The following is a 10,759-nucleotide window of genomic DNA, read 5'->3' as shown; positions in this document are numbered from 1 at the left end:
CCCGATCGCCGTCAGGTCGAGCGGCAGCGTTCCCCACTCCAGCCACTCCAGCAGCCCGGGCAGTTCCTCCGCGCTGCCCGGGGCCACCAGGAGGCGCATCCGGTCGCCGAGCACGGCCACCGGGGAGCGCGGCCCCAAGTGCCGCAGGGCCGCGTGTCCTGCCTCGGCCGGCACGTCCAGGACGTCGTAGCGCACCCCCACCACCAGCCGCAGAGGATCGCCGGGCACCGTGGGCCAGCCCAGTTCGTTCTCGTACCACCGTCGGACCTGACAGCTCGCGTCGAGCGGCCGACGGGGGAAGGGGATGGGGCCGGGGGCTCCGAACATGCCAAGTGCAACAGCCGGAAGGGCGTGCGGGTTACGGTGGGTGCTGTTGTGAGTGCACACAGTGGCGAAACGGGTGTGTGTTGGGGGTGCGGGGTGGTGCAAGGTTGTTCGCCCGTAGCGGAGGGAACGGGGGTGCTCGGCATGGACTTCCGGTCCGTACGGGTAAGACATCCCTAGTGGGAGGGGGCGACACGCAGGAAAGGCCGTCTCACGTTCGCCATGGGCGTACTGGCGAAGGGGGTAACTGCCTGGCCTGCGGGAACATCGTCTCGCACCATCGGGTTGGAGCAGATGTCGGCGTTCGGGGTCAGGAGGCCAAGGACGGTGTCGGCAGTTGGAATGAGCGGTCCCCGCTTGCGGGACTAAGCTGCGGAAGGACAGGGAGGGGAAGTTCCCCCCACTGCCTGACCGCTCTGAGGAGCGATTAACGATGTTCGAGAGGTTCACCGACCGCGCGCGGCGGGTTGTCGTCCTGGCTCAGGAAGAAGCCCGGATGCTCAACCACAACTACATCGGCACTGAACACATCCTCCTGGGCCTGATCCACGAGGGTGAAGGTGTCGCCGCCAAGGCCCTTGAGAGCCTCGGGATTTCGCTCGAGGCGGTCCGCCAGCAGGTGGAGGAGATCATCGGGCAGGGCCAGCAGGCCCCGTCGGGTCACATCCCCTTCACCCCTCGTGCCAAGAAGGTCCTGGAGCTGTCGCTCCGCGAGGCTCTTCAGCTGGGCCACAACTACATCGGCACGGAGCACATCCTGCTCGGCCTGATCCGCGAGGGCGAGGGCGTCGCCGCCCAGGTCCTGGTCAAGCTGGGCGCAGATCTGAACCGCGTGCGGCAGCAGGTGATCCAGCTGCTCTCCGGTTACCAGGGCAAGGAGACCGCCACCGCCGGCGGTCCTGCCGAGGGCACGCCCTCCACGTCCCTGGTCCTCGACCAGTTCGGCCGGAACCTCACCCAGGCCGCTCGTGAGTCCAAGCTCGACCCGGTCATCGGGCGCGAGAAGGAGATCGAGCGGGTCATGCAGGTGCTGTCCCGCCGTACGAAGAACAACCCGGTCCTGATCGGTGAGCCCGGCGTCGGCAAGACCGCCGTCGTCGAGGGTCTCGCCCAGGCCATCGTCAAGGGCGAGGTGCCCGAGACCCTCAAGGACAAGCACCTCTACACCCTGGACCTCGGCGCGCTGGTCGCCGGCTCCCGCTACCGCGGTGACTTCGAGGAGCGCCTGAAGAAGGTGCTCAAGGAGATCCGCACCCGCGGCGACATCATCCTGTTCATCGACGAGCTGCACACGCTGGTCGGTGCGGGTGCCGCCGAGGGCGCCATCGACGCGGCTTCGATCCTGAAGCCGATGCTGGCCCGCGGTGAGCTCCAGACCATCGGTGCGACCACGCTGGACGAGTACCGCAAGCACCTGGAGAAGGACGCGGCCCTCGAGCGCCGCTTCCAGCCCATCCAGGTCGCCGAGCCGTCCCTGCCGCACACGATCGAGATCCTCAAGGGTCTGCGTGACCGGTACGAGGCGCACCACCGCGTCTCCATCACGGACGAGGCGCTGGTCCAGGCCGCCACCCTGGCCGACCGGTACATCTCGGACCGCTTCCTGCCGGACAAGGCGATCGACCTGATCGACGAGGCCGGTTCCCGGATGCGTATCCGCCGGATGACCGCGCCGCCGGACCTGCGCGAGTTCGACGAGAAGATCGCCGGTGTCCGCCGCGACAAGGAGTCCGCGATCGACTCGCAGGACTTCGAGAAGGCCGCCTCCCTGCGCGACAAGGAGAAGCAGCTCCTCGCCGCCAAGGCCAAGCGGGAGAAGGAGTGGAAGGCCGGCGACATGGACGTCGTCGCCGAGGTCGACGGCGAGCTGATCGCCGAGGTCCTCGCCACGGCCACGGGCATCCCGGTCTTCAAGCTGACAGAGGAGGAGTCCAGCCGACTGCTCCGCATGGAGGACGAGCTCCACAAGCGGGTCATCGGTCAGAAGGACGCCGTCAAGGCACTGTCGAAGGCGATCCGCCGTACGCGCGCCGGTCTGAAGGACCCGAAGCGTCCCGGTGGCTCGTTCATCTTCGCCGGCCCGTCCGGTGTCGGTAAGACCGAGCTGTCCAAGGCGCTCGCCGAGTTCCTCTTCGGTGACGAGGACGCGCTGATCTCCCTCGACATGTCGGAGTTCAGCGAGAAGCACACGGTGTCGCGTCTCTTCGGTTCGCCCCCCGGTTACGTGGGCTACGAGGAGGGCGGCCAGCTGACGGAGAAGGTCCGCCGCAAGCCGTTCTCGGTCGTCCTCTTCGACGAGGTCGAGAAGGCCCACCCGGACATCTTCAACTCGCTGCTGCAGATCCTGGAGGACGGTCGCCTGACCGACTCCCAGGGCCGGGTCGTGGACTTCAAGAACACGGTCATCATCATGACGACCAACCTCGGCACCCGGGACATCTCCAAGGGCTTCAACCTGGGCTTCGCGGCCCAGGGCGACACCAAGTCCAACTACGAGCGCATGAAGAACAAGGTCTCGGACGAGCTCAAGCAGCACTTCCGGCCCGAGTTCCTCAACCGCGTCGACGACGTGGTCGTCTTCCCGCAGCTCAGCCAGGACGACATCCTCCAGATCGTCGACCTGATGATCGGCAAGGTGGACGAGCGCCTGAAGGACCGGGACATGGGCATCGAGCTCTCCCAGTCCGCCAAGGAGCTGCTGTCCAAGAAGGGCTACGACCCGGTGCTGGGTGCGCGTCCGCTGCGTCGCACCATCCAGCGCGAGATCGAGGACAGCCTCTCCGAGAAGATCCTCTTCGGCGAGCTGCGTCCCGGCCACATCGTGGTCGTGGACACCGAGGGCGAGGGCGAGACCAAGACCTTCACCTTCCGCGGCGAGGAGAAGTCGGCCCTGCCGGACGTCCCGCCGATCGAGCAGGCGGCCGGTGGCACGGGACCGAACCTGAGCAAGGACGTGTGACCCTTCGGGGACGCTCCTGAAACGAGAGTGGGGCCGCTGCCTTCGGGTGGTGGCCCCACTTTCGTGCTTCGCCCGGGGCGAGGTACCCCAGGTCCGTCCGCCGGTCTCCCCGTGGGCACCGGCTCCGGCCTCAGCGCAGGTCCAGGGTGAGGTCCGCGTCCGGGAAGAGCGGCTGGAAGCCGGACACCGGGAAGGAATGTCCGGGCAGGTTTCCCAGGATCACCGAGTGCAGCCCGGGCAGTCGGGACGCCAGTGCGGCGAGATGCTCGGTGCCGTCCATCGAGGGGACCCGCAGCACCTCGACCCCGGGCAGCTCGGGCATGCGGCCGATGGAGGCCGGCAGATCCCGGATGATCGACGCGTTCAGATACAGATGGGTGAGTCCGGGGAGCGCGGCGACCTCCCGCCAGTCGGCCGCCGTCAGTTCCGTGGTCAGCGGTCCGAGGCCGAGCGTGTGCAGCGTGGCCCAGTGACCCAGGCCCCGCAGCCCGGTTGCGTCGGTGCTGTGGCGGCCCAGGAAGAGAAAGCCCAGCGGGGCCTCGGCCGGCAGGGCGTCGGTGAGGTCGGCGCCGGGCAGCTCCTGGGCCACGGAGAGCAGGGTCAGCGACGGCAGGGAGCGCAGCCCCGTCAGGTCGGCGACGGGGTCGAGGACGAGTTCGGCGAGCGGCAGCGGGCACAGCCGGTCCAGGCCCGTCGCGTCCGGGCACTCGAAGAGCGTCAGCCCGTTCAGCGAGGTGAAGTGCCGCAGGGCGCCCAGTTCCGTCAGACGCGGGTTCCGGTGGATGTCGAGCGTGGTCACCGTCCCGGGCTCCGGTACGGCGGCCACGATGTCCTCGGCGCTGTGCGGGCCCTCGAAGGTCAGCTCGGGCCAAGGACGCATCCGGGCGAGGGCCGCGAGCTGGGCGGGCGACTCGCAGGTGAGGAAGAGGTCCGTGCGGTCGAGGTGTTCCAGTACCTCGACCGCGTACTCCTCGGCGCCGAACCGGTGCCAGGTTCCCGCGAGCTGCCGCCGCACGTCGTGGTCCGGGTGGTCCCGGAAGCGGCGCAGCACGGCGAGGGCCCCGTCAGGTTCCTCCGATCCCAGGACCGAGGCGGTGACGGTGACGCCCAGCGCCTCCTCGTCCGTCAGGTTCTCCGGCCCCGGCAGCAGCTCCAGCACCAGCGGACCGGCCTCGGCCAGCTCCCTCGCGGCCCCGGTCGTGCGCGGCGGGATCAGCGCGGCGGCCCGCCCCTCCACCTCCGTGCGCACCGCGGGGTCGAGCGCCGTCGCGTGCTCCAGGCAGGCCAGCGCCAGCAGCGTCAGCCGGGGCGTGTCCCCGGCCAGCAGCTTCCTCAGCACGGAGACCCGTTCGTGAGGCCGGGCGTGGGCCACGGCCATGCGGATGACGTCCTCCCACTGGGTGTCCTCGGCATGGCTGGTGAGGACGTCGAGGTGGCCCTCCTCCACGGCGTGCCGGGCTCCCAGGTAGTCCTGGAAGGTGCGGTGGACGAAGTCCATGACGTCCTCGACCGGACGGCGCAGCACCCCGCTGCGCAGCAGGAGGGTCCGCAGGACCGCCGACGCGTCGCCCTTCCCGGCCGCCGGCGCCAGCGCGGGCAGCGCGCGCTCCACGATCCTCTCGGCCGTCTCCAGGGTCATCTCGGTCCGGCCGCTCAGCACCAGGGCGTAGGCGATGCGCTGGAGCAGTTCGAGCTGGGCCGCTTCGCCCAGCTCCGGTCCTTCGACCGTGCCCATGCCGCGCTCCCGGTCGCGACGGGAGAGCAGCATGGCGAGGGCGGCGTCGTACAGCTCTTTGCGCCCGGTGGGCAGGTAGCCGCGGCGCTCGCGGTGCAGGGCGCAGATCAGGCCGCACATCAGCGGGTTGGTGGCGAGACGGGCCAGGTCCCGTTTGGTGCGCAGGGAGTCCAGCAGCCGCTGCTCGTACTTGGGGGCGCGCGCCGCCTCGTGCCAGCGGTGGACGAAGGTGGCGACCTCCGCCCGGCCCATCGGTGCCAGGGACAGTTCCCGGAAACCCTCCTGGGACAGCCAGTCGGTGCGCACGGCGGTGGGTCGGGTGGTCAGCAGCCAGCGGTTGCCGGGGTAGGCGTGGATGAGGGCGCGCAGCCAGTCGCGGGTGCCGTGGCGGTCGGCTGCCGGGATCTCGTCCAGACCGTCGACCAGGACCAGCGCCCGGCCCGTGGTCAGCACGCGTTCCGTCCAGCCGTCCGGCGGGGACAGCGGACAGCCGACGGCGCTGAGGAAGGCGGCCGGTGCGGGCAGCGGGCCGGTGCGGATCAGGGTGCGCAGCGGGAGGACGTACGGGATGTGCGTGCCCTTGCGTGCCGCGGTCACCGCCAGCCACTGCACCAGTGTCGTCTTCCCGGAGCCCGCGTCGCCGCGCAGCAGCACCCTGGGGTCCTTGTCCAGCGCCTCGTCGGCGGGCATCCGTCCGGTGCGGGCCGGCGGATCCTCGCCGGGCGCGGCGGCCCGGCCGGGGTCCCGGTCGGCGGTCGCCTCCAGCGTCAGGTAGGCGACCTCCAGGGGCCAGCGGTCGGGGGAGTCCCGCAGGTCGATCCCGTAGATCGTGATGTGGTTGTGGCGCTCGGCGACGAACGGCAGGTAGCGGCGTTCGAAAGCGGTGCAGCGGGCGTCCGGGCGGGGCGTGCGGGTGATCAGCTCGTCGACCTTGGCGATCAGTTCCTCCTGGCCACGGGTCTGCTCGACGAGGGTGCGGGCGACGAATGTGGAGCGGCGGGTGAAGAACTCCAGGATGTTGAGGCACGCCCACTCGGTCGCGTGGTCGAGGAAGTGGCAGGAGTCCGCGGACAGTCCGTCGGGCGCCAGGGCCGCGTCCTGCAGTTTCCTGGCCAGCTCGCGGTGGCCCAAGCGGACCGCCTGGACGTCGTCCATGTCCAGGTCGCCGAGGGCGAGCAGCCTGCGGGCCAGGGTGTCGGTGACGGCGATCTGCTCGTCGGGCGGGAAGGGCGGTTCGCCGGGGGACTCCACCGCCTGTGCCACGAGCCGCTCGGCGAGCTTCTGTACGTCCTGCTCGTTCAGGGTGCGCTTCTCGCCGCGGAACGACACGAGTGCGGAGAGGCGTACGGGCTTGTCGACCAGGCCTGCTCCCGGGCCCTCCGAGCGGAAGAGCTTTTTCAGCAGCGGGGCGACCAGGGAGGACGCCAGCTTGCCGCCGAGAACCGTCGGATCCAACCGCCTCACCCCCGTGATCGCCGAACGGGGGTGAGACTACCCGGAGTTGACCAGGCGGGTCAGGAAAGCTGCCCGCCGTAGTCCGGCAGCTTGAACGTCTTCTCGGCGTGGCCGCCCGAGAGGTCGGTGGCGCTGTTGCCGACGTTCGCGATGATCGTGTAGCCCTTCTTCTCGACGTCGACGCGCTGGGCCGTCTTGTACTCGGCGACGTTCTTGAAGAGGTCGATGAAGTTCCGGACGTACAGGCCGGAGACCTGGTAGCCGGCCTGCTTGAGGTTGTGCTCGGTGAACGAGTAGATGATGTCCGGGCGGGCGGTCACGAAGAACAGGGCGACCCCGCGCTCCTGGGCGTATCTGGCGGCTTCCAGGACCGGCTTGTTGGCCGGCTGCGGGTAACTGAAGCCGAAGTCGGTCTCCAGCGCGGTGTTGTCGATGTCGAAGACGATCGCCTGCTTCTCGCCCGGCTTGGCGGCCGCGATCCGCTGCTTCAGGTAGGGCAGCGCCTGGTCCATCACCGCCTGGCAGTCCTTCTGCCATGTCGCGTAGTCGACGTCTGCGGCGGCGGCCGTGGTGGCCGCGGTGGCGGCACCTGCGGGGGCCGCGGCATCGGCCGGTGCGGCCATCGCCACGAGGGCGGCCGCCGAGACGGCGGTCACTGATGCGCGGCGCAACCAGGGGCGTCGGGTCTGCATGTCGTGGGGGGTCCTCTCACGTCCGTGACGCTGCCAACATGTCGTGTGCATGTTCGTGGGCGAGGGTGGCGCGAGGGGAACCGTAGGGTTACCGAACGGTAGGCGCATAGAGGCCTGCGCCACATTTCCGGAATGGCCGAAGAGGGCCCCCGGTGACATGCCGCACAGGCGATATGTCCGTTACTAGGCGGAATAGTGCTGAACGGGTCGGGAGGAAAGGGATTCTCGGCCCGCGGAGCAGGCTGAAGTGTGGTGTAGTGCGCTGATTCGTCCCGAATGAGTGCCATGTCAAGAGACGTGGACCACTGAGCGAAATTACTAACTTCTGTCGTAGATCACGCTTTTGGGAGTTTGTCGGACTTCGGGTTACCAAGAGATGGCCATTCGGCGAGCGACTGTGCGCCGGGTGGTTTTCTCCGTCCCCTTCCCCACGAGGTTTCGATGTCCCAGCGCGTCACGTCCCGTTCCTCCCGTACGTCCCAGCTCCGCACCCGTGCGACCGTGCTGGCCGCCGGCCTCGGTGTCTCGGTCGCACTGGGGGCGGGGGTCGCGTCCGCCGCCGACACCACGGCCGCGTCCGGTGCCGCCAGTGCCGTCCAGGCGCAGGCCGCCGTCCAGGCCAAGGCCGCCAAGGCCGAGGTCGCGAAGGCCGCCAAGGCTGCTGCCGTGAAGAAGGCGGCCGCCGCCAAGAAGGCCGCAGTGAAGAAGGCCGCGAAGAAGGCCACTCCGTCCTGGGTCGACCCGGTGAAGAAGTACAAGCTCTCCGCGAGCTTCGCCCAGAACGGCGGCATGTGGCAGTCCACCCACAGCGGGCAGGACTTCGCCGTGCCGAGCGGCACCCAGGTCGTCGCCGCCCACGGCGGCACCGTCGTCAAGGCCGGCGGCAACGGCGCCGGTGACGGCCCCGCGTACGGCAACGCCGTCGTGATCAAGCACGGCAACGGCACGTACTCGCAGTACGCCCACCTGTCGAAGGTCAAGGTGAGGATCGGCCAGGTCGTCAAGACCGGCCAGGAGATCGCCCGGTCCGGCAACACCGGCAACTCGAGCGGTCCGCACCTGCACTTCGAGATCCGTACGACCCCGAACTACGGCTCGGCGGTCGACCCGGTGAAGTTCCTGCGCGCCAAGGGCGTCAAGGTCTGACGATTCGTGACGGCCCGAGCCCGCTAGGAGCCCCGGGCTCCCTGGTGGGCCTGGGTCACCAGGTCCGTGGCGACCTCGAGGACGGCTTTGTTCTTCTCCTCGGGGTCGCCTTCCAGGTCCTGGAGCAGGAACATCCCGGCGTGCAGCGTGAAGATCGCGCTGACGCAGCGCACCTGGTCGACCATGTCGGCGCCCGGGTCGATGATGATGTCGCGCAGGCTGCGGATGCGCTCCTTGAAGGAGTCGCCGATCCGCAGCTCCCGCACCGTCGCCTGGTTGTCGTGCATGAAGCGGAACAGTGGCGCGGCGCCGTACAGGGTCTCCGCGTAACGGCGGACGATCTCCTGCTTGGTGTCGAGCGTGTGCGGCTGCTGCCGCCCCCACTCGATCAGTTCCTCGATCGGCTTCGTGAGGTCCTCGAAGATGCTGACGAGGATCTCTTCCTTCGTCTTGAAGTGGTAGTAAAGCGCCGCCTTGGTGACCTCCAGGCATTCCGCGATCTCGCGCAGGGAGGTCTTCTCGTAGCCCTGCTCCGCGAAGAGTTCGAGGGCCACGTCCTGGATGCGCTGGCGGGTGTCCCCGCGGCGCCGCTGCCTCGTGCCGTCCATGGTGCCGCCCATCCTCCTACGCCGCTCCCTTTCCATAAAACTTACTTGACGCCCGGCTAGTTCCGCGGCTAGCTTCCGAGCGTAGTCACTAGCCGGTCGGCAAGTAAGTAGCGGTAGCTGGGGGAGTGGGAAAGCGATGGCGGACACGACGCAGGCACCGGCGGTCGGCGCCGACACCGACACCGACACCGACACCGGGGCGAAACGGCCGAAGAGTGTGCGGGTCGTGCTGCTCGCGCTGATGATCGCGATGATGCTCGCGATGCTCGACAACATGATCATCGGTACGGCGATGCCGACGATCGTCGGTGAGCTGGGCGGCCTCGAACACCTCTCATGGGTGGTCACCGCGTACACGCTCGCCACCGCGGCCTCCACCCCGCTGTGGGGCAAGCTCGGCGACATGTACGGCCGCAAGGGCACGTTCATGACGTCGATCGTCATCTTCCTGATCGGCTCGGCGCTCAGCGGCATGGCCCAGAACATGGCCGAGCTCATCGGATTCCGTGCGATCCAGGGCCTCGGTGCCGGTGGTCTGATGGTCGGCGTCATGGCGATCATCGGTGACCTGATCCCGCCCCGGGAGCGCGGCAAGTACCAGGGCATGATGGCCGGCGTCATGGCGCTGGCGATGATCGGCGGTCCGCTGGTCGGCGGCACGATCACCGACAACTGGGGCTGGCGCTGGGCGTTCTACATCAACCTGCCGCTCGGCGTGGTCGCGCTGGTCGCCGTCAGTGCGGTGCTGCACCTGCCGAAGAAGCGGTCCGAGGCGCGGATCGACTACCTGGGCGCCGCCCTGCTGACCGTCGGCATCACCGCGATCGTGCTCGTCACCACCTGGGGCGGCACGGAGTACGCCTGGACTTCCACGCGGATCATGGAGCTGACCGGCATCGGGGTCGCCGCACTCGTCGGCTTCGTGTTCTGGCAGACCAGGGCGGCCGAGCCGGTGGTGCCGCTGCACATCTTCCGCAGCCGCAACTTCACGCTGATGTCGGTCATCGGCTTCATCACCGGCTTCGTGATGTTCGGCGCGACGCTGTTCCTGCCGCTCTACCAGCAGTCCGTGCAGGGTGCCTCCGCGACGAACTCCGGGCTGCTGCTCCTGCCGATGCTCGGCGCGATGCTGGTGACCTCGATGGTCGCCGGCCGGGTCACCACGAACACCGGCCGGTACAAGGTGTTCCCGATTCTCGGCAGCGTCCTGATGACCGTCGGTCTCTACCTGCTGTCCACGATGGACACGGGGACCTCTCGGTTCACGTCCGGTGTCTTCATGGCCGTGGTCGGGTTCGGCATGGGCTGCCTGATGCAGATCACCATGCTGGTCGCGCAGAACAGCGTGGAAATGAAGGACATGGGCGTCGCGTCCTCGTCCACCACCCTCTTCCGCACCCTCGGCTCCTCCTTCGGCGTCGCGATCATGGGCGCGCTGTTCAACAACCGCGTCCAGGACGTCATGGCCGAGCGGGCCGGTGCGCTGGGCTCCAAGGCCACCGAACAGTCGGCCCAACTGGACGCGGCGAGCCTCGCGAAGCTCCCGGCAGCGGCCCGTGAGGCCTACCAGCACGCGGTCTCCGCCGGCACGCACTCGGCGTTCCTGCTGGGAGCCGTGGTGGCGGTGGTCGCCCTGGCGGCGGCCGTGTTCGTCAAGGAGGTCCCGCTCAAGGGGGCGGGGCCGAAGGCGGACGACGAGCCGGACGCTCCGGCGACGTAGCCGCCCGTGGCGGAAGCCGTCCGACCGGACCGCGCGAGGCCCCCGGGGTGTCCTTGAGTTCTAGCGATCGTCGCAACACCCCAGCTCAAGGGGTGCGATGTTCGAGATCCGCAAGACACG

General features: G+C 68.9%; 7 protein-coding genes. 3 read left to right on the top strand and 4 right to left on the bottom strand.

Annotated features, from left to right (window positions below; all coding sequences use genetic code 11):
* On the bottom strand, positions 1-327 hold a 327-nt coding region (locus AOQ53_RS34560), incomplete at its 3' end, for an SCO3374 family protein (RefSeq protein ID WP_236711915.1).
* Positions 328-757: 430 nt separating this feature from the next.
* Here AOQ53_RS34560 and AOQ53_RS34555 point away from each other — a divergent pair.
* On the top strand, positions 758-3,283 hold the full coding sequence (locus AOQ53_RS34555) for an ATP-dependent Clp protease ATP-binding subunit (protein WP_059423420.1): 2,526 nt from the start codon (positions 758-760) through the stop codon (positions 3,281-3,283).
* Between the two features lie 130 nt (positions 3,284-3,413).
* On the opposite strand, the gene AOQ53_RS34550 is transcribed toward AOQ53_RS34555, so the two are convergent.
* Complete coding sequence (locus tag AOQ53_RS34550; protein ID WP_059423418.1) at positions 3,414-6,473, bottom strand: NACHT domain-containing protein; 3,060 nt, start codon at positions 6,471-6,473, stop codon at positions 3,414-3,416.
* A gap of 59 nt (positions 6,474-6,532) precedes the next feature.
* The gene (locus AOQ53_RS34545) at positions 6,533-7,165 is read right to left on the bottom strand and encodes an HAD family acid phosphatase (protein WP_059423416.1); all 633 of its coding nucleotides are present in this window, start codon (positions 7,163-7,165) and stop codon (positions 6,533-6,535) included.
* 441 nt (positions 7,166-7,606) lie between these two features.
* Here AOQ53_RS34545 and AOQ53_RS34540 point away from each other — a divergent pair, with 441 nt between their 5' ends.
* On the top strand, positions 7,607-8,311 hold the full coding sequence (locus AOQ53_RS34540; protein ID WP_059423414.1) for a M23 family metallopeptidase: 705 nt from the start codon (positions 7,607-7,609) through the stop codon (positions 8,309-8,311).
* Between the two features lie 23 nt (positions 8,312-8,334).
* Here AOQ53_RS34540 and AOQ53_RS34535 read toward each other — a convergent pair whose 3' ends face one another.
* Positions 8,335-8,931: a TetR/AcrR family transcriptional regulator gene (locus tag AOQ53_RS34535; protein WP_059423411.1), complete on the bottom strand. Its 597-nt coding sequence runs from the start codon at positions 8,929-8,931 to the stop codon at positions 8,335-8,337.
* 124 nt (positions 8,932-9,055) lie between these two features.
* Here AOQ53_RS34535 and AOQ53_RS34530 point away from each other — a divergent pair, with 124 nt between their 5' ends.
* Positions 9,056-10,639, top strand: coding sequence for an MDR family MFS transporter (locus AOQ53_RS34530; protein WP_059423409.1), 1,584 nt, complete (start codon positions 9,056-9,058; stop codon positions 10,637-10,639).
* Positions 10,640-10,759 lie beyond the last annotated feature (120 nt).

This window comes from Streptomyces azureus (assembly GCF_001270025.1).
Taxonomy (GTDB): Bacteria; Actinomycetota; Actinomycetes; order Streptomycetales; family Streptomycetaceae; genus Streptomyces; species Streptomyces azureus.
The sequence above is the reverse complement of the archived record's forward strand: the minus strand, read 5'-3'. Positions and strand labels throughout refer to the sequence as shown.